This is a genomic window from Kitasatospora sp. NPDC001547 (genome assembly GCF_042894165.1).
Taxonomy (GTDB): Bacteria; Actinomycetota; Actinomycetes; order Streptomycetales; family Streptomycetaceae; genus Kitasatospora.
Genome location: NZ_JBIAVL010000011.1, coordinates 91,662 through 113,966, shown reverse-complemented (window position 1 = coordinate 113,966; position 22,305 = coordinate 91,662). Strand labels below are relative to the sequence as shown.

At 74.0% G+C, this 22,305-nt stretch carries 17 protein-coding genes and 1 riboswitch; of the genes, 8 read left to right on the top strand and 9 right to left on the bottom strand.

Annotation, left to right across the window (positions count from 1 at the left end; all coding sequences use genetic code 11):
- Window positions 1-3 precede the first annotated feature (3 nt).
- The 3 genes from gdhA to ACFY0X_RS21180 all read left to right on the top strand — a co-directional run bounded on the left by gdhA (window position 4) and on the right by ACFY0X_RS21180 (window position 3,511).
- Window positions 4-1,422 carry an NADP-specific glutamate dehydrogenase gene (gdhA, locus tag ACFY0X_RS21190; RefSeq protein WP_387756695.1) on the top strand — a complete coding sequence of 473 codons (1,419 nt, stop codon included), beginning with the start codon at window positions 4-6 and terminating at the stop codon, window positions 1,420-1,422.
- Between the two features lie 163 nt (window positions 1,423-1,585).
- Entirely contained in the window at window positions 1,586-2,461 is an 876-nt protein-coding gene (locus tag ACFY0X_RS21185) for a GyrI-like domain-containing protein (protein ID WP_387756694.1), read from the top strand.
- Between the two features lie 285 nt (window positions 2,462-2,746).
- Window positions 2,747-3,511, top strand: coding sequence for a VOC family protein (locus ACFY0X_RS21180; RefSeq protein WP_387756693.1), 765 nt, complete (start codon window positions 2,747-2,749; stop codon window positions 3,509-3,511).
- Here ACFY0X_RS21180 and lnt read toward each other — a convergent pair.
- From lnt to ACFY0X_RS21165, 3 genes are all read right to left on the bottom strand, one after another.
- Window positions 3,487-5,085: an apolipoprotein N-acyltransferase gene (gene lnt / locus ACFY0X_RS21175; protein ID WP_387756692.1), complete on the bottom strand. Its 1,599-nt coding sequence runs from the start codon at window positions 5,083-5,085 to the stop codon at window positions 3,487-3,489. The genes ACFY0X_RS21180 and lnt overlap by 25 nt on opposite strands.
- 234 nt (window positions 5,086-5,319) lie before the next feature.
- Window positions 5,320-8,943 carry a cobaltochelatase subunit CobN gene (gene cobN / locus ACFY0X_RS21170; RefSeq protein WP_387756691.1) on the bottom strand — a complete coding sequence of 1,208 codons (3,624 nt, stop codon included), beginning with the start codon at window positions 8,941-8,943 and terminating at the stop codon, window positions 5,320-5,322.
- Complete coding sequence (locus ACFY0X_RS21165; RefSeq protein ID WP_387756690.1) at window positions 8,940-9,116, bottom strand: hypothetical protein; 177 nt, start codon at window positions 9,114-9,116, stop codon at window positions 8,940-8,942. Before ACFY0X_RS21165 ends, cobN begins: the two co-directional genes overlap by 4 nt.
- A gap of 47 nt (window positions 9,117-9,163) precedes the next feature.
- A riboswitch (cobalamin riboswitch) is annotated at window positions 9,164-9,249 on the bottom strand.
- 236 nt (window positions 9,250-9,485) lie between these two features.
- Between ACFY0X_RS21165 and ACFY0X_RS21160 the strand changes: the two genes are divergently transcribed.
- Genes ACFY0X_RS21160 through ACFY0X_RS21150 form a run of 3 tightly spaced genes read left to right on the top strand, consistent with a single transcriptional unit; the run spans window position 9,486 to window position 13,041 of the window.
- Window positions 9,486-10,904, top strand: coding sequence for a cobalamin biosynthesis protein CobG (locus ACFY0X_RS21160; RefSeq protein ID WP_387756689.1), 1,419 nt, complete (start codon window positions 9,486-9,488; stop codon window positions 10,902-10,904).
- Window positions 10,901-11,527: a precorrin-8X methylmutase gene (locus ACFY0X_RS21155; protein WP_387756688.1), complete on the top strand. Its 627-nt coding sequence runs from the start codon at window positions 10,901-10,903 to the stop codon at window positions 11,525-11,527. The genes ACFY0X_RS21160 and ACFY0X_RS21155 overlap by 4 nt, the downstream gene beginning before the upstream one ends.
- A gap of 17 nt (window positions 11,528-11,544) precedes the next feature.
- Complete coding sequence (locus ACFY0X_RS21150) at window positions 11,545-13,041, top strand: precorrin-2 C(20)-methyltransferase (RefSeq protein ID WP_387756823.1); 1,497 nt, start codon at window positions 11,545-11,547, stop codon at window positions 13,039-13,041.
- Window positions 13,042-13,188: 147 nt separating this feature from the next.
- Here the strand turns inward: ACFY0X_RS21150 and ACFY0X_RS21145 are convergent, their stop codons facing one another.
- Entirely contained in the window at window positions 13,189-14,928 is a 1,740-nt protein-coding gene (locus tag ACFY0X_RS21145) for a TIGR03767 family metallophosphoesterase (protein WP_387756687.1), read from the bottom strand.
- Window positions 14,929-15,317: 389 nt separating this feature from the next.
- On the opposite strand from ACFY0X_RS21145, the gene ACFY0X_RS21140 reads away from it, so the two are divergent.
- Both ACFY0X_RS21140 and ACFY0X_RS21135 read left to right on the top strand, forming a co-directional pair.
- The gene (locus ACFY0X_RS21140; RefSeq protein ID WP_387756686.1) at window positions 15,318-16,559 is read left to right on the top strand and encodes a cobalt-precorrin-5B (C(1))-methyltransferase; all 1,242 of its coding nucleotides are present in this window, start codon (window positions 15,318-15,320) and stop codon (window positions 16,557-16,559) included.
- Between the two features lie 146 nt (window positions 16,560-16,705).
- Complete coding sequence (locus tag ACFY0X_RS21135) at window positions 16,706-18,235, top strand: UDP-N-acetylglucosamine 1-carboxyvinyltransferase (protein WP_387756685.1); 1,530 nt, start codon at window positions 16,706-16,708, stop codon at window positions 18,233-18,235.
- A 25-nt stretch (window positions 18,236-18,260) separates the two neighbouring features.
- On the opposite strand, the gene ACFY0X_RS21130 is transcribed toward ACFY0X_RS21135, so the two are convergent.
- From ACFY0X_RS21130 to cbiE, 5 genes are all read right to left on the bottom strand, one after another.
- Complete coding sequence (locus ACFY0X_RS21130) at window positions 18,261-18,767, bottom strand: protein phosphatase (protein WP_387756684.1); 507 nt, start codon at window positions 18,765-18,767, stop codon at window positions 18,261-18,263.
- A 97-nt stretch (window positions 18,768-18,864) separates the two neighbouring features.
- On the bottom strand, window positions 18,865-19,371 hold the full coding sequence (locus ACFY0X_RS21125) for a DinB family protein (protein ID WP_387756683.1): 507 nt from the start codon (window positions 19,369-19,371) through the stop codon (window positions 18,865-18,867).
- Window positions 19,372-19,474: 103 nt separating this feature from the next.
- Window positions 19,475-20,212: a cobalt-precorrin-6A reductase gene (locus tag ACFY0X_RS21120; RefSeq protein ID WP_387756822.1), complete on the bottom strand. Its 738-nt coding sequence runs from the start codon at window positions 20,210-20,212 to the stop codon at window positions 19,475-19,477.
- Complete coding sequence (gene cobM, locus ACFY0X_RS21115; RefSeq protein WP_387756682.1) at window positions 20,212-20,973, bottom strand: precorrin-4 C(11)-methyltransferase; 762 nt, start codon at window positions 20,971-20,973, stop codon at window positions 20,212-20,214. Before cobM ends, ACFY0X_RS21120 begins: the two co-directional genes overlap by 1 nt.
- A complete protein-coding gene (gene cbiE / locus ACFY0X_RS21110; RefSeq protein WP_387756681.1) occupies window positions 20,970-22,268 on the bottom strand; it encodes a precorrin-6y C5,15-methyltransferase (decarboxylating) subunit CbiE in 1,299 nt (432 codons plus the stop codon). The genes cobM and cbiE overlap by 4 nt, the downstream gene beginning before the upstream one ends.
- Between the last annotated feature and the right edge of the window lie 37 nt (window positions 22,269-22,305).

Genomic DNA, 22,305 nt, shown 5'->3' with positions numbered 1-22,305 from the left:
CAGATGCCGACGACCCCCGCCAGCCCCCGCCCCTTCTCCTCCTCCTTCTCCTCATTCGACGCCGGCTCCTCCTTCGAAGCCGAACGGCGCGCGATCGAGGCGCTCTACGCGGACGTGGTCCGCCGCAACCGGGGCGAGGAGGAGTTCCACCAGGCCGTCCACGAGGTGCTGGAGACCCTGGCACCGGTGCTCGCGCACCGCCCCGAACTCCTCGACGCCCGGATCATCGAGCGGATCTGCGAGCCCGAGCGGCAGCTGATGTTCCGGGTGCCGTGGACGGACGACTCCGGCGACATCCACGTCAACCGCGGCTTCCGGGTGGAGTTCAGCAGCGCCCTCGGCCCGTACAAGGGCGGGCTGCGCTTCCACCCCTCGGTGAACCTCGGGATCGTCAAGTTCCTCGGTTTCGAGCAGATCTTCAAGAACGCGCTCACCGGTCTGCCCATCGGCGGCGGCAAGGGCGGCTCCGACTTCGACCCGAAGGGCCGTTCGGCCGCCGAGGTCATGCGGTTCTGCCAGTCCTTCATGACCGAGCTGTACCGCCACCTCGGCGAGTACACCGACGTGCCGGCCGGGGACATCGGCGTCGGCGGCCGGGAGATCGGCTACCTCTTCGGCCAGTACAAGCGGATCACCAACCGGTACGAGAGCGGCGTGCTCACCGGAAAGGGTCTCGGCTGGGGCGGCGCGCGGGTCCGTACCGAGGCCACCGGCTACGGCTGCGTGATGTTCACCTCCGAGATGCTGAAGAGCCGCGGCGAGGGCCTGGACGGGCGCCGGGTGGTCGTCTCCGGATCCGGCAACGTCGCCGTCTACGCGATCGAGAAGGCGCAGCAGCTGGGTGCGACCGTGCTCACCTGCTCCGACTCCTCCGGGTACGTGGTGGACGAGAAGGGCATCGACCTCGACCTGCTCAAGGAGGTCAAGGAAGTCCGGCGCGGCCGGGTCTCCGACTACGCCCGACTGCGCGGGAGCCACGTCCGGTTCGTCGAGGGCCCGGGCGTGTGGAGCGTGCCCTGCGACGTCGCGCTGCCCTGTGCCACCCAGAACGAGCTGACCGGGGCGGACGCGCTGGCCCTGGTGCGCAACGGGGTGCTGGCCGTCGCCGAGGGCGCGAACATGCCCACCACCCCGGAGGCGGTGCGGGTGTTCCAGGAGGCCGGGGTGGCCTTCGGCCCGGGCAAGGCGGCGAACGCGGGCGGTGTCGCGACCAGTGCGCTGGAGATGCAGCAGAACGCCTCGCGCGACTCCTGGACCTTCGAGCACACCGAGGAGCGGCTGGCCGGGATCATGAAGCACATCCACAAGTCCTGCTTCACCACCGCCGAGCGCTACGGCCACCCGGGCAACTACGTGGTCGGCGCGAACATCGCCGGCTTCGAGCTGGTCGCGGACGCGATGCTCGCCCAGGGCCTGATCTGAGCCGCTGACGGCCACCGGGGCCCTGGCCACCGGGACCCGGCCATCGGGACCCGGCCATCGGAGTCCCGGCCATCGGGACCCGACCGGAGCGGGCACCGATTGTCGGGTGCGGCAGGGTGGGTCCTTTCTACGGTGAAGTCAGTAAGGGAAGGACGGGGTTGGCGTGCTGGAGCACCTGAACCGGGCGATGGACCGGATCGAGAACGGGCTGGACCGCGAGGTCGACGTGGCCGAGCTGGCGCGGATCGCGATGACGTCGGAGTACCACTTCCGGCGGTTGTTCTCGATGCTCGCCGGGATGCCGCTGTCGGAGTACGTCCGGCGCCGGCGGCTCACCGTCGCCGGTGCCGAAGTCCTGGACGGCGAGCGGACGTTGCTCGACATCGCGGTCCGGTACGGGTACTCCTCGGGGGAAGCGTTCGCCCGGGCGTTCCGGGCCATGCACGGGGTCGGGCCGGGGGACGCCCGGCGCGACGGTGCGGTGCTCGTCTCCCAGCCCCGGATGTCCTTCCGACTCGTCGTGGAGGGAAGCAGCAGTATGGAATACCGTATCGTCGAGAAGCCGGACTTCCGGATCGTCGGCAAGAAGGCCCGGGTCACCCTGGTCTACCTGGGGATCAACCCGGGGATCGCCGAGTTCGTCAAGGGGCTCGGCAAGGAGCGGATCGAGCGGATCGCGGCGCTGTCCGGGGACGACCCGGCCGGGATCGTGGCGGTGAGCGACGACCTCTCGCCGAACCGCGAGGAGGGGTCCGAACTCGACTACTGGCACGCGGTGGTGGCGCGCGAGGGCGTCGCCGTCCCGCCGGACCTGGACGTGCTCGACGTCCCGGCCGGCACCTGGGCGGTGTTCACCAACACCGGGCCGTTCCCGCAGGCCCTGCAGGAGATGTGGGCGGACGTGGCCGGCCAGTGGTTCCCGTCCAACCCGTACGAGGCCCGGCCGGGCCCGGAGATCCTCCAGACCCGGTTCGTCCCGGGAACGGCCGATGCCGAGGCGGAGCTGTGGATCCCGGTGTCACGGGCGGTCCGCGGCTGACGGACGGCGGTCGCCGAGGGCCGGCAGCTGACAGCTGACGGCGAATAGGTAACAGCTAACAGTTGACAGCCGACAGCTGACGGCGAACAGGTAACAGCTAACAGATGACAGATGACAGCTGACAGATTTCGAAATCTGTCAGCTGTCATCTGTTCGCGGCCGCACCCCGTTCGGCCCACCCCCGCCCGCCAAGCTCCGCCCCGCCCCGCATGCTGGGGCACGAGGTGCGGGGGCCGAGGCGCCGAACAACCGGGAGTTCCCGAGCAAGCTGCGAGGACAGACGTCATGAAGCAGACCTCCGTGACCACCAACGCCCCCTGCTGGACCGAGCTGGGCACCTCCGATCCGGCCGCGGCCCGGGTGTTCTACACCGAGCTCCTCGGCTGGCAGGTGGACGACACGGCCCGCCCCGGGGACGGCGACTACACCCAGATGCTGGTCCACGGCGCCCCGGCCTCCGCCATCACCCCGCGCTACGCCCCGCAGCAGCCGATCGCCTGGACGGTCTGCATCGCGGTCGCCGACGCCGACGCCACCGCCGGGAGGATCAAGGAGGCGGGCGGCCGGATCCTGAAGGACCCCACCGACGTCTCTGACCTCGGCCGCTTCTCGGTGGCCGCCGACCGCTCCGGCGCGGTGTTCATCCTTTGGCAGGCCCGCGCCTTCCGGGGTGCCGGGGTGTTCAACGAGCCCGGCGCGCTCGGCTGGGTGGAACTGCTCACCCGCGACCCCTCCGGCGCGCTCGACTTCTACCCGGAGGTCTTCGGCTGGTCCGTCGCGCCGTCCGAGCACTACCCCCAATGGGGTTTGGACGGAAGGGACTTCGGCGGCATGCTGACGATGGACGACCGCTTCCCGCCCCAGGTGCCGCCGCACTGGCTGCCGTACTTCGCGGCCGCCGACGTCGACAACACCGTCAGCCGGGCGGCGGCACTCGGCGGGGACGTGCTGATGCCCGCGACCGGTCTGCCGGGCGGCCGGCGGATCGCCGTGCTGCGCGACCCGCAGGGCGCCGCGTTCGGCGTCTACACCGCCGGTACCGAGGGCTGACCGGAACGCCGGACCACGCGCGAGCGGCGCCACCCGGCCGCGGCGGTGCCCGCCGCGCCCGCCGTGACCACCAGCGCCCCCAGCGGCACCACGTCGCCGATCCGGTCGTACCAGGTCAGCGTCCCGGGCGCGGTGAGCGGCAGCCGGACGGTCGCCGCTCCGGTGCCGTCGGTGCCGAGCCGGGCGAGTTCCCGGCCCTGGCCGTCGAAGGCGGCCGAGACCCCGGTCAGCGAGGCCTGGACGGCCGGCCGGCCGGTCTCGGCGGCCCGGATCGCCGCCAGCGAGGCGTGCTGCTCGGGGGCCCAGGTGCGCTGGAAGGTCGAGGTCGAGGACTGGTAGACCAGCACCCGGGCGCCGTCCCGGGCGGCGGTGCGGGCCATGTCGGGGAAGGCCGACTCGAAGCAGATCAGCGCCGCGACGGGCAGCGGCCCGCCCGCCCGGTCGGTGGCGGGCAGGACGTGGAAGGACGTGCCGGGCGCCCGGTTCTCGCCCGCGGCGCGGCTGACCCCGGCGATCCAGCCGAGCACCGGCCGCAGCGGGATGTACTCGCCGAACGGCACCAGCCGGATCTTGCGGTAGCGGTCCACCACGCCGGTGGGGGAGACGAGCACCGCGTCCTTGGAGATCCGCCCGTCCGCCTTGCGCGCGTCCTCCCCGGCGACGACTTCGGCACCGGTGGTCGCGGCGAGTCGGCGCAGGGTGTCCAGGGCGGCCGGGTCGCGGTCCAGGTCGGCGGTGCTGCTGCTCTCGCCCCAGACGACCAGGTCCACGGGCTGCCCGACCAGTGCGGCCGTGATCCGCGCGCTCGCCTCGAACCGGGCCTGCGGGTCCTCCACGATGCCGGGCTGGACCAGCGCCACGGTCACCGCGCCGTCCCCGGCGGGCGCCTCGCGCAGCGCGAACAGCAGCGGGCCGCAGGCCAGCACCAGCACGACGGACCCGGCGGCGACGGCCCACGGCCGCCAGTGCACCCCGGTCAGCGCGATCAGCACCCCGGTGTTCACCGCCGCCACCGCCGCGCTGACCAGCCAGATCCCGCCGGCCGCGGCCAGCCCGAGGATCGCCGGGTGCTGCCACTGGGTGGCGCCGAGCAGCGCCCACGGCCCGCCGAGCGCGGGCCAGGACCGCGCGTACTCGGTGGTCACCCAGACCGCCGGCACGACCAGGAGCGCGAGCAGTGCCCGACGGGCGGTCAGCTGGGGGCGCAGCAGCCGGTGCACGGTGTACCCGACGCCGGCCTGGAGCGCCCCGAACAGCACCGCGAGCACCGGCAGCCCCGGCCCGACGGACGGGACCAGCCAGTACATCGCGGTCAGGATGAACCCCGCGCCGAACCACCAGCCGCGCACCGCCGCCTCGCGGCCCGACGGCGCCCGCTGCAACAGCAGCAGTCCGGGGACGAGCGCGATCCAGGCCAGCCAGGCCTGCCCGGGCGCGGGGAACGCGAGCACCGGAACCGCCCCGGCCGCCAGCGCACCGGTCCGCGCGCGGTACCGGTGCGGCGGACGCGGCTCCCGTTCCTCGCCGACGGGCGTGCTCAGGACCGGGCTGGTGGGAGCGGAGCGACGCGACATGACCCGTATTGTCCGCTGGAAGGGCGTACACCACCAGTGCGCTGCTCGGCCGAACGGGTGACGGGGACACCATCTCCGGAACCAGTGGCCCCGGTCGAACTGGCGACCCGGCAGCGATCCCGGAGCAAGCCGCGGGTGATACGGGGGAGGCCGGAGGCCGAGCAAGGGCAGGCCGGGAGCCGAGCCGGGGCAGGCCGGAAGCGAAGCCGGCCCGCCCCGCGCGGGGTCGGGGCCTCAGCCCTCGTCGCCCTCCAGGTCCCCCTCGGTCTCCAGGAACGCGGCCTGCAGCTGCTCGATCAGCTCCGGGTCCGGCTGCTCCCACAGCCCGCGGCTCGCCGCCTCCAGCAGCCGCTCGCTGATGCCGTGCAGCGCCCACGGGTTGGCGCCCGCGAGGAACTCCCGGTTGACCGGGTCGAGGACGTACTCCTGGGTCAGCTTCTCGTACATCCAGTCCGCGACCACGCCAGTGGTGGCGTCGTAGCCGAACAGGTAGTCCACCGTCGCGGCCATCTCGAAGGCGCCCTTGTAGCCGTGGCGGCGCATCGCCTCGATCCAGCGCGGGTTGACCACCCGGGCGCGGAAGACCCTGGCGGCCTCCTCGGTCAGGGTGCGGGTGCGGACCGTCTCCGGGCGGGTCGAGTCGCCGATGTAGGCGGTCGGCGCCTTGCCGGTGAGGGCGCGCACGGTGGCCACCATGCCGCCGTGGTACTGGAAGTAGTCGTCCGAGTCGGCGATGTCGTGCTCGCGGGTGTCGGTGTTCTTCGCGGCGACGGTGATCCGCTTGTACGCGGTCTCCATCTCCTCGCGCGCCGGGCGCCCGTCCAGCCCGCGGCCGTACGCGTAGCCGCCCCAGACCGTGTACACCTCGGCCAGGTCGGCGTCGGTGCGCCAGTCCCGGCTGTCGATCAGCTGGAGCAGGCCCGCGCCGTAGGTGCCCGGGCGGGAACCGAAGACGCGGACGGTGGCCTTGCGCTCGTCGCCGTGCACCGCGAGGTCGGCCTGGACGTGGGCGCGCACGTAGTTCGACTCGGCGGACTCCTCCTGGGCGGCGGCCAGGCGCACCGCGTCGTCCAGCAGGGCGACGACGTGCGGGAAGGCGTCCCGGAAGAAGCCGGAGATGCGCAGCGTGACGTCGATGCGCGGGCGGCCCAGCTCGTCCAGCGGGATCGGCTCCAGGCCGGTGACCCGGCGGGAGGCGTCGTCCCAGACCGGCCGGACGCCGAGCAGCGCGAAGGCCTCGGCGATGTCGTCGCCGGCGGTGCGCATCGCGCTGGTGCCCCAGAGCGAGAGCCCGACCGAGGGCGGGAAGGCGCCGTCGTTGTCCGCGCGGTAGCGCTCGACCAGCGAGGAGGCGAGCGCCTGGCCGGTCTCCCAGGCGAGCTTGCTGGGGACGGCCTTCGGGTCGACGGAGTAGAAGTTGCGGCCGGTCGGCAGCACGTTGACCAGGCCGCGCAGCGGCGAGCCGGACGGGCCGGCCGGGACGAAGCCGCCCTGGAGCGCGTGCAGCACGGCGTCCAGCTCGTCGGTGGTGGCGGCCAGTCGCGGCACCACCTGGGTGGCGGCGAAGGCCAGCACCTCGCGGACCGGCTCCCGGACGGCCTCCGGCAGACCGGCGGTGACCTTCTCGACCGCCTCGGGCGCCCAGTCCTCCGCCTCCATCGCCTCGACCAGGGCGCGGGCCTCGGCCTCGGCCGCGTCGGTGGCGCCGAGGGTCAGCGCCGCCTCGTCCAGGCCGAGCGCCTCGCGCAGGCCGGGCAGGGCGCTGACGCCGCCCCAGATCTGCCGGGCGCGCAGGATGGCCAGCACGATGTTGACCCGGTCGGTGCCGGCCGGCGCCTGGCCGAGGACGTGCAGGCCGTCGCGGATCTGGGCGTCCTTGACCTCGCAGAGCCAGCCGTCGACGTGCAGCAGGAAGTCGTCGAAGCCGTCGTCCTCGGGGCGCTCCTCCAGGCCGAGGTCGTGGTCGAGCTTGGCGGCCTGGATCAGGGTCCAGATCTGGGCGCGGATCGCCGGCAGCTTGGCCGGGTCCATCGCGGCGATGTTGGAGTGCTCGTCCAGCAGCTGCTCCAGGCGCGCGATGTCGCCGTAGGAGTCGGCGCGGGCCATCGGCGGGACGAGGTGGTCGACGAGGGTGGCGTGGGCGCGGCGCTTGGCCTGGGTGCCCTCGCCCGGGTCGTTGACCAGGAAGGGGTAGACCAGCGGCAGGTCGCCGAGGACGGCGTCCGGACCGCACTCGGCGGACAGCGCCGCGGTCTTGCCGGGCAGCCACTCCAGGTTGCCGTGCTTGCCGAGGTGGATCACCGCGTGGGCGCCGAAGCCGCCGTCCTCCTGGGCGGCCTCGATCCAGCGGTAGGCGGCCAGGTAGTGGTGGCTCGGCGGCAGGTCGGGGTCGTGGTAGATGGCGACCGGGTTCTCGCCGAAGCCGCGCGGCGGCTGGATCAGCACCAGCAGGTTCCCGGAGCGGATCGCGGCCAGCACGATGTCGCCGTCCGGGTTCTGCGAACGGTCGACGTACAGCTCGCCGGGCGCCGGGCCCCAGTGCTCCTCGACCTGCTCGCGCAGGCCCTGCGGGAGGGTGGCGTACCAGCGGCGGTAGTCGGCGGCGGGGATGCGCACCGGGTTGCGGGCCAACTGGTCCTCGGTGAGCCAGTCCTGGTCGTAGCCGCCGGCCGCGATCAGGGCGTGGATCAGCGCGTCGCCCTCGTGGCCGCCGTCCTCGTCGTGGAAGGAGGGGAGGTCCTCCCCCAGGTCCATGCCCTCCGCACGCAGCCGCTCCAGCAGCCGCACCGCGCTGGCCGGGGTGTCCAGGCCGACGGCGTTGCCGACCCGGGCGTGCTTGGTCGGGTAGGCGGACAGCACCAGGGCGAGGCGGCGCTCGGCGGCCGGGACGTGCCGCAGCCGGGCGTGCTTGACGGCGGTGCCGGCGACGCGGGCGGCGCGCTCCGGGTCGGCGGCGTAGACGGTGAGGCCGTCCTCGTCCAGCTCCTTGAAGGAGAACGGGACGGTGATCAGGCGGCCGTCGAACTCCGGCACCGCGATCTGGGTGGCGGTGTCCAGCGGGGACAGGCCGTCGTCGCTGGCCTCCCACTGGGCGCGCGACCAGGTGAGGCAGAGCGCCTGGAGGATCGGGCGGTCGAGTGCGGCCAGCGCGCCCGCGTCCCAGGCCTCCTCGTCCCCGCCGGCCTGGGCGTCGGCCGGGCGGGTGCCGCCGGCGGCGAGCACGGTGGTGACGATCGCGTCGGCCTCGCCGAGCGCGGCCAGCAGTTCGGGCTCGGCGCCGCGCAGCGAGGCGCAGTAGTAGGCCCTGGCCCGGGCGCCCTGGTCCTCGACGGCCCGGCAGAGCGTCTCCACGAAGGCGGTGTTGCCGCTCATGTGGTGGGCGCGGTAGTAGAGCACCGCGACGGTCGGGCCCTCGTTCGTACGGGCTTCGCGCTCCAGCGGGCCCCAGGCGGGGGCGGAGGCGGGCGGGGCGAAGCCGTGGCCGGTCAGCAGCACCGTGTCGGAGAGGAAGGAGCCCAGCTCGGCCAGGTTGGCCGCGCCGCCGTGGGCCAGGTAGGCGTGCGCCTCGGCGGCGATGCCGGCCGGGACGGTGGACAGCTCCATCAGCTGGGCGTCGGGGGCCTGCTCACCCGTCAGCACCACCACCGGGCGGGGGCCGGCCAGCAGCGCGTCCAGGCCCTCCTGCCAGGCGCGGCGGCCGCCGAGCAGGCGGACCACGACGAGTTCGGTGCCCTCCAGCAGCGCGGGCAGGTCCTCGGGGGTGAGCCGGGCCGGGTTGCCGAGCCGGTAGCGCACCGGGCCCTCGGAGGCCCGGGCGCTGAGCAGGTCGGTGTCGGACGTCGACAGCAGCAGGATCATGTGAAGGCCCTCCCGGCCTCGTCGGTGGCCAGGGTGGCCGGGATCTGGGCCGGGACGGCCGCCGTGGTGGCCGGGGCGGCCGTGGCGTCGACCGGGGTGGTCGTGACGGCGGCCCGGACGGCCGTGGTGGCGGCCGGGGACGCGGGCGCGGGCATGCGACAGCGCTGGAACATTTCTGCCTTCCTCGGGGTCCGCGCCCCGGGCCGGTGGAGGACGGCAGGAGTTCCTGGCTCCCGCGGCCGACCGGTCTACCGGTGAACCGCGGTCACAGTGGCGGGACCGCACCGGGTTCGCACCGGTTTCCTCCCCTGCGCCGTCGCTGGCGTGCGGACGGTCCGCGGGGGACCGTCCGCCAGCATCGTACGGGGTACGGCTGAGCTGGGGGAGGGTGAGCTTTCGGACGGCCGGGCACCCGGGGCGACGTCCGACACCCGGGAGGGCTCCCGTGGCGGTACCTGCGGCGGCACCGGGCCGGGGTGCGGGCCGGGAGCGGGACCGGGAGTGTGATGCAGCGGACGGAGGCAAGCGATCGGATCATCTGTATGCTCGCCGCCATGCCACCGACACCCGACGCCACCGCGCCGGGCGCCGCAGGACCCGACCGGGAGGTGCCCGACCGGGGGCGTGCGGACGCCTGTCCCGGAGCGCTTCGTCTGCATACGGCCGACGACGGCGCCCTGGCCCGAATCCGCCTGCCCGGCGGGCTGCTGACGGTCCGTCAGGCGCTCGCGCTGGCCGAGGCGGCCGAGGCCCTCGGCGACGGTGAGCTGGAGACCACCTCGCGCGGCAACGTCCAGCTGCGCGGCCTGGCCCCGCACTGCGCCGCCGAGCTCGCCGACCGGCTGCGCGCCGTCGGGCTGCTGCCCTCGGACACCCACGAGCGGGTCCGCAACATCGTCGCCTCGCCGACCGCGGGACTGGACCCGGCCGACGCCCCCGGTGGCGCCGATGTGCAGTCCTGGGTGCGGGAGTTGGACGCGCGGCTCTGTGCGAGCGACTGGGCGGCCGGGCTCTCCGGCAAGTTCCTGTTCGCGCTGGACGACGGCCGGGGCGACGTCGCCGCGCTCGACGCCGATGTGACATTGATCGCAAGCCCGGACGGCACCCGGCTGCTGCGCCTCGGACGGGACGGCCGCGGGCACCCGGTCGAGACCGGACGGGAGGTCACGGCCGTACTGGACGCGGCCCGCTCCTTCCTGGCGGCGCTGCGGACGAACGGGCGCAAGGCCTGGCACCTGCGCGAGGTCCCCGAACTGCTGCCGGCCGGCTCGGTGCCGCTGCCCGCCTTCGCCGGCACCGCGCCCGCGGTCGGCGCGCTGCCCGGCGGGCTCTCGGTGGGACTGCGCTTCGGCCGGGCGAGCGCCGGGCAGTGGCGGACGCTGGTCGCCGCCTCGGCCGGTGAACTGCGGCTGACCCCCTGGCGCGGGGCGGTGCTGCCAGGCGCTCCGGCCGACCGGCTACCCGCGCTCGCCGCGGCCGGCTTCCGCACCGAGCCGGGCTCCGCCTGGGAGCGGGCCACCGCCTGCACCGGGCTGCCGGGCTGCGCCAAGTCGCTGGCCGACGTCCGCGCGGACGCGGCCCGGGCGCTGGACGCCGGCGCGGCCGGTGTCGCCGCGGGGTCCGGCCTCGCCGGTGCGCCCGGTGCCGGTGCCGCTCCCGTCGGTACCGCTCTCGCCGGTGTGCTGCCCGTCCACTGGTCGGGCTGTGAACGGCGCTGCGGCCACCCGGCCGGGCGGTGGGTGGACGTGCTCGCCACCGGGCGCGGCTACCGGGTGACGGTGAACGGGTCGGTGAACGAGGCGGTCAACGGGTCGGTGAACGAGCCGGTCGGCGGGGCGGGGGCCGGAGCGACGGCCACCGCGACCGCCGCCGATGCGACGGTCGTCAATGCGGCGAGCGTCGACGTGACGAACGAGGAGATGGCCGAGGCGGTCGCCGAGGCCAGGAGGACCACGAAGTGATCGAGTACGAGAAGGACGGCGCGTCCATCTACCGCCAGTCCTTTGCCACCATCCGCGCGGAGGCCGATCTGGCCGCCCTCCCGGCGGACGTCTCGCAGGTCGCGGTGCGGATGATCCACGCCTGCGGGATGGTCGACCTGGTCGAGGACCTGGTGTACTCGCCCGGTGTGGTCGCCTCCGCGCGCGCCGCGCTGCGCGCCGGTGCGCCGATCCTCTGCGACGTCAACATGGTCGCGAGCGGCGTCACCCGCAAGCGGCTACCCGCCGACAACGAGGTGATCTGCACCCTCACCGACCCGTCAGTGCCCGAACTCGCCCGGGCGATGGGCAACACCCGCAGCGCCGCGGCCATGGAGCTGTGGCTGCCCCGGCTGGAAGGCGCGGTGGTCGCCGTCGGCAACGCGCCGACCTCGCTGTTCCGGCTGCTGGAGATGATCGAGGCGGGCGCGCCGCGACCGGCCGCGGTGATCGGCGTCCCGGTCGGCTTCATCGGCGCCGCCGAGTCCAAGCAGGCCCTGGCCGAGCACCCGTCCGGCCTGGAGCACCTGGTGGTGCGCGGCCGGCGCGGCGGCAGCGCGATCGCCGCCGCCGCCATCAACGCGATTGCGAGCGAGGAAGAGTGACGGACCGTCAGAACACCATGGGTCGGCTGTACGGGGTCGGACTCGGCCCGGGCGACCCGTCGCTGGTGACCGTCCGCGCCGCCGAACTCATCGGCAAGGCGGACGTGGTGGCCTACCACAGCGCCCGGCACGGCCGGTCCATCGCGCGCTCGATCGCCGAACGGTACCTGACGGATGGTCAGATCGAGGAGAAGCTGGTCTACCCGCTCACCGTCGAGACCACCGACCACCCCGGCGGCTACCGGGGCGCGCTGGACGACTTCTACGCGGAGGCCGCCGCCCGGCTGGCCGCCCACCTGGACGCCGGGCGCGACGTGGTGGTCCTCGCCGAGGGCGACCCGCTCTTCTACGGCTCCTACCAGCACATGCACAAGCGGCTCGCGCACCGCTACCCGACCGAGGTGGTGCCGGGCGTGACCTCGCTCAGCGCGGCCGCCGCCCGGCTCGGGCAGCCGCTGACCGAGGCCGAGGAGACGCTCACCGTCATCCCCGGGACACTGCCCGAGGAGGAGCTGACGGCGCGGATCGCGGCCGCCGACTCGGCCGTGATCATGAAGCTGGGTCGCACCTTCCCGACCGTCCGCCGGGCCCTGGAGCGGGCGGGGCGGCTGGCGGACGCGCAGTACGTGGAGCGGGCCTTCATGGCGGGCGAGCGGGTCGCGCCGCTCGCCGAGGTCGACGGCGAGACGGTGCCGTACTTCTCGGTCGCGGTGCTGCCGAGCAAGGTCGCGCCGCTGGAGCCGGAGGTCCGGCTGTCGGACGGCGTCGGCAGCGTGACCGTGGTCGGCACCGGGCCGGCCGGACCGCTCTGGCTGACCGCCGAGGCGCGCGGTGCGCTGGCCGAGGCCACCGACCTGGTCGGCTACACCACCTACCTGGACCGGGTGCCGGAGCGGCCGGGGCAGCAGCGGCACGGCTCGGACAACAAGGTGGAGTCGGAGCGCGCCGAGTTCGCCCTGGACCTCGCCCGGCGCGGACACCGCGTCGCGGTGGTCTCCTCCGGTGACCCGGGGGTGTTCGCGATGGCCACCGCGGTGCTGGAGGTCGCCTGCGAGGAGGCGTACCGGGACGTCCCGGTACGGGTGCTCCCGGGGATGACCGCCGCGCACGCGGCCGCCTCCCGGGCCGGCGCCCCGCTCGGCCACGACTACGCGACGGTGTCGCTCTCGGACCGGCTCAAGCCCTGGGACGTGGTGGCGAAGCGGCTGCGCGCCGCGGCCGAGGCGGACCTGGTGCTCGCGCTGTACAACCCGGGCTCGAAGTCCCGGACCACCCAGGTCGGGCTCGCCCGGGACCTGCTGCTGGAGTACCGGGCCCCGGAGACCCCGGTGGTGATGGCCCGCGACGTCGGCGGCCCGACCGAGCGGGTGCGGATCGTCCGGCTGGGCGAGCTGGACCCGGCGCTGGTCGACATGCGGACCATCCTGCTGATCGGCTCCTCGCAGACCCGGGCGGTCGAGCGGGGCGGCGGCGTGGAGGTCGTCTGGACGCCGCGGCGGTACCCGGAGGAGTGACGGGGGACTGACGGGCGAACAGATGACAGCGAACAGATTTCATCATCTGTTCGCTGTCATCTGTTATCCGTTCGCCGTCAGCTGTTCTCTGTCAGCCGTCAGCCGTCAGCCGTCAGCCGTCGGCCCGTAGCGCGCTCCCGCCACCCGCTACCGGGTCGGCTTGGTGATCAGCAGCTCGGTGTTGTGGTCCCCGCCCGAGCCCAGCAGCGCCGTCGGGCGGCCGTTCGGGTCGTTGTACGACAGCTCGCGGTAGAGCGCCGCGAGGTTGGCGTCCGAAGTGCCGCCGAAGTCCGTCCCGTACGGCGCCGAGGACTCGATCAGCGTGGTGAACAGCGAGAGCGTGCCGTCCCCGTTGTCCGCGATCTCGATGATCCGCCCGTGCTGCGGGTAGTCGATGTGCGAGGCGGTGTTGATCTCCCAGAACGCCCGCTCCGGCACCGTGTGCCCGTGCGGCGTGATCTTGTTCATGTGGGTGTGCCCGTTCACCCACGCGACGACGTTCGGGTAGCGCTGGAGCAGCGCCACCAGCTCGTTGCCGTCGTGCCGCCCCTCGAAGATGTTGCGCGGGTCCGGCAGCAGGTTGCCCATGGTGCCGCTGGTGTGGTGGCTGAAGACGAGGATCAGCTCGTCCGTGCTCCCGCCCGTCACCCGGCGCCCGTCGGCGTCGTACCAGTGCCCGCTGTGGGCCTTCAACTGCTGCTCCAGCCAGCGCAGTTGCGCGGTGCCCAGCGAACCGTCGGCGAACCCGGCCTGGTTGGTGGTGTCCAGGCTGATGCCGACCACCTTCTCCGAGATGCGGAAGGTGTAGTAGAGCTTCCCGCTGTTCACCATGTCCGAGGTGAATCCGTGCCCGTACGGGCCGGCGCCGGTGACCGCCGGGTCCAGGTGGGCCTTGGCGAACTCCTTGAGCGTGAACGGCCGGCGGCGCTCGTCGGGGGTGACCTTGCGCACCAGGTCGCCGTCGGCGAGCAGCTTCGCCAGCAGCAGCACGGCGCCCGCCGGGTCGCGGCGCAGCGAGTCCGTCAGCTGGGCGGCCGTGGCGTCGTCGCAGCCCTCCAGCTTGTACTGGCCGGTGTACAGGTCGTTCAGCAGTCCGAAGTCCGGCAGCGAGCCCTCGATGCTGTCGTCGTGGTTGCCGACCGTGGTGTACCAGGGCGTGCGCAGGCCCGGCGCGTCGAAGGGGCGTCCGGCGGCGGACAGGAAACCGGGTATCTGCGGGAAGCCCTTCGCCTTGTAGCCGTCGCTGTAGGCGAGTTCGGGGTTCCAGTAGGCGGCGTTGCCGGAGTTCTGCACGCCCTCGTAGCGGTTGGGGTCACCGGTGTTCTGGGCCAGCCGGCCGCCGCCCATGACCTTGAGGTACCAGTCGAGTTCGGCGAGCTCGTGGTTGTCGGTGTTGTCGCCGGTGGCCATCACCATGCTGAACGGCATCCCGGTGTGCGGGCCGCCGGCGAGCGAGTTGACCCGCTCGACCAGGGCCGAGACGCCGCGGGCGTTCAGGGCCTCCTGCGGCCGGTAGGCGCTGCCGTTGAGCTTGGCCAGGTACTCGAAGCGCACCGGGGACTCGGTGTCCACCAGGTGCAGGTCGCTGAACTGGACGAAGCTGGCGAGGCCGGTCCGGCGGTCGTCCCGGCCGGCGGTCGCCGACGCCAGGTCGCCGCGCACCACCAGCGGCCAGCCCGGTCCGGCCGTCAGCCGCTTGTAGCCGCCGGTGCCGACCGGCGTGGCCACCTGCTCCAGCGTGGTCCCGGTGATCCTGACCGCCCGCGCGGCCGTCGTCGCCAGCGCCTGGTCGCGCGCCGCGGCCGAGGCGAACTGCGCGCCGCCCAGCGACAAGGCCGACCAGGCCGCGGCCACCGACGTACCCGTGAGGAACGTACGCCGACTCATCCCTGCCACAAATAACCCCCACATACTGATGGCCCGGCGGGGCGGTCGTCCCCGGCCGGGCCCACGTGTGTCATGAACCCGCTTTCTGGCGGACCGCCAGATTACTCACTGGTAGGCACGGTGGGCGAGGCCCATGCGGAGAACTCTTCGGGAACGCGGGGCGGCGCGCCTTCACACCTCGCGCCACCGGAATCGCCGACCCGCGCCCGACGCGGCCGCCGCCACCCCGGTCGGGTCCCGCCACTCGATCGGGTCCCGCGACTCCGGTCGGGTCCCGCGACCCCGGTCGGGTCCCGCCGGGCCGGGTGGGGGAAAATCGGCGACTGGCGGCCGGTGCGGTCGCCGGAGCGGAGCAGGACGGCGCGGGCGCCGTCGGAAACGGGGCGCAGGTGGCCGCAGCGGGAGCCGAGGCGGGAGCGGGAGGCCGGGCCGGCCAGCTGAAGAGCAGCGGACTGCGGCCCGGCTGGACGACGGGCGCCTGCGCCACCGCCGCCACCAAGGCCGCGTACACGGCGCTGCTCACCGGCGAGTTCCCGGACCCGGTGGTCATCACCCTGCCCAAGGGCCAGCAGCCCGCCTTCGCCCTCGCCGCCGAGGAGCTGACCGGGGCCGGGGAGCCGGCGCATGCGGTGGTCCCGACCGGTACGACGGACCCGACCGGTGCGACGGACCCGACCGGCACGATGGTCCCGACCGGCACGGACGCCCGGCCGGCTGCCGCCATGGCCGGGGTGGTCAAGGACGCGGGCGACGACCCCGACGTCACCCACGGCGCGCTGATCCGTTCGACCGTGCGGTCCGGCGAGCCCGGCACCGGGGTGGTGTTCCGGGCCGGCCCCGGGGTGGGGACGGTCACCAAGGCCGGCCTGCCGCTGCCCGTCGGCGAGCCCGCGATCAACCCGGTGCCCCGGCAGATGATCCGGGACGCCGTCGCCGAGGTGGCCGCCGCGCACGGCGGCAGCGGGGACGTGGTGGTCGAGATCTCGATCGACCACGGCGAGGAGATCGCCCGTTCCACCTGGAACCCCCGGCTCGGCATCCTCGGCGGTCTGTCCGTCCTCGGCACGACCGGGGTGGTCGTCCCCTACTCCTGCTCGGCCTGGATCGACTCGATCCGCCGCGGGGTGGACGTGGCCCGGGCCGCGGGGCGCACCCACGTGGCCGGTTGCACCGGCTCGACCTCGGAGAAGGTCGCGGTCGCGGAGCACGGGCTGCCCGAGGACGCCCTGCTGGACATGGGCGACTTCGCCGGCGCCGTCCTCAAGTACCTCAAGCGCCACCCGGTGCCCCGGCTGACCATCGCCGGCGGCTTCGCCAAGCTGTCCAAGCTCGCGGCCGGCCACCTCGACCTCCACTCGGCGCGCTCCCAGGTGGACAAGGGGTACCTGGCCGGACTGGCCCGGCAGGGCGGGGCGGACGAGGCACTGGTCGACGCGGTCGCGGGCGCCAACACCGCACTGGAGGCGGTGCAGTTGTGCCGGGCGGCCGGGGTGCCGCTCGGAGACCTCGTCGCCGAGGCGGCCCGGGCGACGGCGCTCGGCGTGCTGCTGGGCTCGCCGGTCGCGGTGGACGTCATCTGCATCGACCGGGCGGGCACGGTCGTCGGCCGGGCGGAGCCGCTGGGGCCGTGACAATGTCACGAGTGTCACGGCGGCGTGACAACATCACCTGGTGATGTGGAGAACTGACGTCCATACGGGGTGAGAAACGGACAAATAGCGCACCATGCCGGGCCCTCGTCCTGTCGTCATCTCAACCATGAGATATCGTCTGGCGAGTGACAGGCGACTACCTCACCCGTATCGGCACCCTCATCCGTACCGCGCGCCAGCACCGCGGCTGGTCCCAGGCGCAGCTCGGAGAGGCCCTCGGAACCAGCCAGAGCGCGGTCAACCGCATCGAACAGGGCAAGCAGAACGTCAGCCTTGAGATGATCGCCCGCATCGGCGAAGCCCTCGACAGCGAGATCGTCTCCCTCGGGTACTCCGGCCCGATGCACCTGCGCGTCGCCGGCGGCACCCGGCTCTCCGGCGCGATCGACGTCCGCAGCAGCAAGAACGCCTGCGTGGCGATCCTCTGCGCCTCGCTGCTGACCACCGGGCGCACCACGATCCGCAGCGTCGCCCGGATCGAGGAGGTCTACCGCATCCTCGAGGTGCTCACCAGCATCGGCGTCAAGAGCCGCTGGATCAACGAGGGCCGCGACCTCGAACTCACCCCGCCGCTCGAACTGGACCTCGCGGCGATGGACGTCGAGGCGGCCCGCCGCACCCGCAGCGTGCTGATGTTCCTCGGCCCGCTGATGCACCGCGCCCAGCGCTTCGCCATCCCGTACGCGGGCGGCTGCGACCTCGGCACCCGCACCGTGCAGCCGCACCTGACCGCGCTGCGCCGCTTCGGCCTGGAGGTCGCCACCACCGGTGGCGCCTACCACGCCTCGGTCGAGCCGGGCGCCCCGCTGGACCGGCCGATCGTGCTGACCGAGCGCGGGGACACCGTCACCGAGAACGCCCTGCTGGCCGCCGCCCGGCACGACGGCGTCAGCGTCATCCGCAACGCCTCGCCCAACTACATGGTCCAGGACCTCTGCTTCTTCCTGGAGGAGCTGGGCGTGAGGATCGAGGGCATCGGCACCACCACCCTCACCGTGCACGGCGTCCCGGAGATCACCTGCGACGTCGACTACACCCCGGCCGAGGACCCGGTGGAGGCGATGAGCCTGCTGGCCGCCGCCGTCGTCACCTCCTCCGAGCTGACCATCCGCCGGGTGCCGATCGAGTTCCTGGAGATCGAGCTCGCGGTGCTGGAGGGCATGGGCCTCGACTACGACCGCACCCCCGAGTACCCGGCCCACAACGGCCACACCCGGCTGGTCGACCTCACCGTGCGCCCCTCCAAGCTGACCGCGCCGATCGACACCATCCACCCGATGCCGTTCCCCGGCATCAACATCGACAACGTGCCGTTCTTCGCCGCCATCGCCGCGGCCGCGCACGGCACCACGATGATCCACGACTGGGTGTACGACAACCGCGCGATCTACCTGACCGAGCTGACCCGCCTCGGCGCCGACGTCAAGCTCCTCGACCCGCACCGCGTGCTGGTCCAGGGTCCCACCCGCTGGCGCGCCGCCGAGATGATGTGCCCGCCGGCCCTGCGCCCCGCCGTGGTCATCCTGCTCGCCATGCTCGCCGCCCAGGGCACCTCCGTCCTGCGCAACGTCTACGTCATCAACCGCGGCTACGAGGACCTGGCCGAGCGCCTCAACTCCATCGGCGCCCAGATCGAGACCTTCCGCGACATCTGATGAGCCGCCATGCCGCTGACCGGCCTCACCCGTTGAGGCCGGTCAGCAGCACGGCGACCTCCAGCCCGGTGTCCAGGTAGTCCACGAACACCGCGTTGTTCAGCGCCCAGGGCGAACGCCGCTCCCGGACCAGCCGGACCGCCTCACCGCCGTCGTACCCGAGCCCCACCAGCGCCTGCGCCACCACCAGGCCCGAGCGGTTGTACCCGGAGTGGCAGCGCACCAGCGTCCGCCGCCCCCGCCGGACGGCGGCCGCGGTGAGCTCCGCCGCCTCCTGGACGGCGAGCAGCTGACCGGGGGAGAGCGGGGCGTCGGGAACCTCCCGGACGACGTGCTCCACTCCCGGTGCCGGGCCGTGCCCGGGGAGTGTGAACAGGCTGACCACCAGATCGAACCCGGTGCGGACGATCGCGGGTTCCAGCTTGCCGCCGGGCGGGGTGAAGTAGTGCCCGCCCATCCAGAGCCCGGGGACGATCTCGTTCCAGGGCTCGGACGGCCCGGGGGTCTCGCGTTCCTTCTGGCGGGTCCGCACGTCCTGCTCGCTCCCTCGCTGCCGGTGGCGTTCCGGCGTCGTTCCGGCCCGGCCCGGCGCCGTCCGGTGCTACTCGCCGCTCCCGGACGCGTCGGTGCTACTCGCCGGTGGTGCCGTCGAGGTGTTCGCGGAGCAGGTCGGCGTGGCCGTTGTGGCGGGCGTACTCCTCGATCATGTGGGTGAGGATCCAGCGGAGCGAGAAGACCTCCTCGCCGTGGTGGCCCAGGACGTCCAACGACTCCGCGGCGGCCACGAGTTCCCTGGCGTGGTTGCACTCGCGGCGCCAGATCGCGAAGGCCTCGTCCGGGTCGGCGGACTCGACGTCGAACTCGGCGAAGGCGCCGTCCGGGCGGCGTCCCCAGAAACCGCGCACGTCCTCGCCGTTGAGGACGTTGCGGAACCAGCCTCGCTCCACCTCGGCGAGGTGGCGGACCAGCCCGAGCAGGGAGAGCCCGGACGGTTCCAGCACCCGGGTGCGGAGCTGCTCCGTGGTGAGCCCCGCGCACTTCATCGCGAGGGTGTCGCGCTGGTGGTCCAGGAAGCCCGCCAGCGTGGCGCGTTCGTCGGCGGTACGGGGGGCCTGGGTGCGCTGGTCATCGGTCATCGGGCCATCCTGCCCGCCCGCCGGCAGGTCTGCCCGCTATTTCCCCCGGGCCCGGGGTCTCGCCGCTCCCCGGCCTCGACGGACGGCGCCCGGTTCGGGCGTTCTACCGCAGTTGTTCCAGCCAGCGCAGCGCGCCCGGGACATCGGGTACGACCGGTACGCCCTCCGGGACCGGCGGGCGCTCCACGATGATGACGGGCAGGCGGAGTTCGCGGGCCGCGGTCAGCTTGGCGGCGGTCGCGGCGCCGCCGCTGTCCTTGGTGACCACGACGTCGATCCGGTGCCTGCGCAGCAGCGCCTCCTCGCCCTCGACCGTGAACGGGCCGCGGTCCAGGAGGACTTCGAAGGAAGGCGGGAGCGGAGGCTCGGGCGGGTCCACCGAGCGGGCGACGAAGTGGAGCCCGTCCAGGTGGGCGAAGGCGGCGACGCTCTGCCGGCCGGTGGTGAGGAAGACCCGCTCCCCGTGCCGGGGCACCAGGTCGGCAGCCGCGGCGAGCGAGGGGACGGGGAGCCAGCGGTCCCCTTCCACCCGGGTGAAGCCGGGGCGGCGCAGCACCAGCAGGGGGACGTCGGTGTCGGCGGCCGCGAGGGCGGCGTTCCGCGAGATGCCGGCGGCGAACGGGTGGGTGGCGTCCACCACCGCGTCCACGTCTTCCGCGCGCAGCCAGTCGGCCAGCCCCGCCGGCCCGCCGAAGCCGCCGATCCGCACCTCCCCGGCGGGCAGCCGGGGTCGGGCGACCCGGCCGGCCAGCGAGCTGGTGACCCGGTGGCCGGCCGGGACGAGTTCGGCGGCCAGCGCCCGCCCCTCGGTGGTCCCGCCGAGGACCAGGACGTGCCGCATCACGCCCCGCAGGGCTCGTGCGGGCGCTCGCGGTCCGCCGAGTAGAGGTGGCTGTCGCGGAACTGCTCGGCGGCCAGCGTCCGGCCGACGAGGATGACGGCGGTGCGGACCACGCCCGCCGCCTTCACCTGCTCGGCGATGTCGCCGACGGTGCCGCGCAGCACCAGCTCGTCGGGGCGGCTGGCCATCGCGACCACGGCGGCCGGGCAGTCGGCGCCGTAGTGCGGGAGCAGCTGCTCGACCACGTCGTCCACGTACCCGGCGGCCAGGTGCAGCACCAGCAGGGCGCCGCTGCGGCCGAGGGTGGCGAGGTCCTCGCCCTCGGGCATCGGGGTGGCGCGCTTGGCGATCCGGGTGAGGATGACGGTCTGGCCGACGGTCGGGACGGTCAGCTCCCGCTTCAGCGCGGCCGCGGCGGCGGCGAAGGCGGGCACGCCGGGCACCACCTCGTACGGCACGCCGGCCGCGTCCAGGCGGCGCATCTGCTCGGCGACGGCGGAGAAGACGGACGGGTCGCCGGAGTGCAGCCGCGCCACGTCCTGACCGGCCTCGTGCGCGGCGACCAGCTCGGCGGTGATCTGGTCCAGGTTGAGCTGCGCGGTGTCGATCAGCCGGGCGCCGGGCGGGCACTCGTCCAGCAGCTCGCGCGGCACCAGGCTGCCCGCGTACAGGCAGACCTCGGCGCGGGCCAGGATGCGCTGGCCGCGCAGGGTGATCAGGTCGGCGGCGCCCGGGCCGGCTCCGATGAAGTGGACGGTCACGAGGCGTTCTCCTGAGGGGTCTCGGGCTTGACGGCGTCGGGCTTGCTGTCGTCGGACGTGACGCCGTCGGACGTGACAGCGTCGGGCTTCACGGCGGACCACTGGGTGACGGGCATGGCCTGGCGCCACCCGGTGAAGCCGCCCACCGGGACGGCGTGGGCGACGGCGAGTTTGACGAGCTCCCCGCCGTGGCGCCGGTACCACTCGGTGAGCAGCGCCTCGGACTCCAGCGTCACAGTGTTGGCGACGATCCGGCCGCCGGGGCGCAGCGCGGCCCAGCAACCGTCCAACAGGCCGGGCGCGGTGAGGCCGCCGCCGATGAACACGGCGTCGGGGGAGGGGAGTTCCGTGAGCGCGGCGGGGGCGGGGCCGGTCACCACGCGGAGCCGGGGCACGCCGAGGGCGGCGGCGTTGCGGGCGATCCGCTCGGCCCGCACCGGGTCGCGCTCGACGCTGACGGCCCGGCAGTCCCGGTGGGCGCGCAGCCACTCGATGGCGATCGAACCGGAGCCGCCGCCGACGTCCCAGAGCAGTTCGCCGGGGGAGGGGGCCAGCGTGGCGAGGGTCGCGGCGCGGACGTGGCGCTTGGTGAGCTGCCCGTCGCTCTCGTACGCGGTGTCGGGCAGGCCGGGGACGAGGGAGGTGCGCGGGCCGTCGCCGAGGTCGACGGCGATGACGTTCAGCGGGTCGCCGGAGGGGTGCGGCCAGCCGTCGGCGGGGCCGTCCAGGGTGCGTTCGGCGGGGGCGCCGAGCTGTTCGAGCACCCGTAGGCGGGCGGTGCCGTAGCCGCGGGCGGTGAGCAGCCCGGCGACGGCGGCCGGGGTGGCCGCGTCGGCGCTGAGCAGCAGCAGGCGGCGGCCGGGGTGGAGGGCGAGGGAGAGGGTGTCCAGTGGCCGGCCGACCAGGCTGACCACCTCGGTGGCCTCCAGCGGCCAGCCGAGCCGGGCGCAGGCGTAGGAGACGGAGGAGGGGTGCGGCAGGACGCGCAGGCGCTCGGCGCCGACGGTCTCGGCGAGGGTGCGGCCGATGCCGTAGAACATCGGGTCGCCGCTGGCCAGGACGGCGGTGCGGCGGCCGGCGTGGGCGGCGAGCAGTCCGGGGACGGCCGGGCGCAGTGGGGACGGCCAGGGGACCCGCTCGGCGGTGACCTCCTCGCGGGGGAGCAGGTCCAGCTGGCGGGGGCCGCCGACGACGACCTCGGCCTCCCGCAGCGCGGCCCGGGAACCGGCGGCGAGGCCGGGCCAGCCGTCGGCCCCGATCCCGACGACGGTGATCGGGGGTGGCAGCTCGGGCACCGGGTGGCTCCTCGTCGTTCGAATGGACCAATGGGTA

What these genes read in the sequence shown, in the direction of transcription:
- ACFY0X_RS21145 (WP_387756687.1), bottom strand. Translation starts at nt 14,928, where the DNA reads ATGAGTCGGCGTACGTTCCTCACGGGTACGTCGGTGGCCGCGGCCTGG.
- ACFY0X_RS21180 (WP_387756693.1), top strand. Translation starts at nt 2,747, where the DNA reads ATGAAGCAGACCTCCGTGACCACCAACGCCCCCTGCTGGACCGAGCTG.
- ACFY0X_RS21125 (WP_387756683.1), bottom strand. Translation starts at nt 19,371, where the DNA reads ATGACCGATGACCAGCGCACCCAGGCCCCCCGTACCGCCGACGAACGC.
- ACFY0X_RS21165 (WP_387756690.1), bottom strand. Translation starts at nt 9,116, where the DNA reads ATGTTCCAGCGCTGTCGCATGCCCGCGCCCGCGTCCCCGGCCGCCACC.
- ACFY0X_RS21150 (WP_387756823.1), top strand. Translation starts at nt 11,545, where the DNA reads ATGGGTCGGCTGTACGGGGTCGGACTCGGCCCGGGCGACCCGTCGCTG.
- lnt (WP_387756692.1), bottom strand. Translation starts at nt 5,085, where the DNA reads ATGTCGCGTCGCTCCGCTCCCACCAGCCCGGTCCTGAGCACGCCCGTC.
- gdhA (WP_387756695.1), top strand. Translation starts at nt 4, where the DNA reads ATGCCGACGACCCCCGCCAGCCCCCGCCCCTTCTCCTCCTCCTTCTCC.
- ACFY0X_RS21120 (WP_387756822.1), bottom strand. Translation starts at nt 20,212, where the DNA reads ATGCGGCACGTCCTGGTCCTCGGCGGGACCACCGAGGGGCGGGCGCTG.
- cobN (WP_387756691.1), bottom strand. Translation starts at nt 8,943, where the DNA reads ATGATCCTGCTGCTGTCGACGTCCGACACCGACCTGCTCAGCGCCCGG.
- ACFY0X_RS21160 (WP_387756689.1), top strand. Translation starts at nt 9,486, where the DNA reads ATGCTCGCCGCCATGCCACCGACACCCGACGCCACCGCGCCGGGCGCC.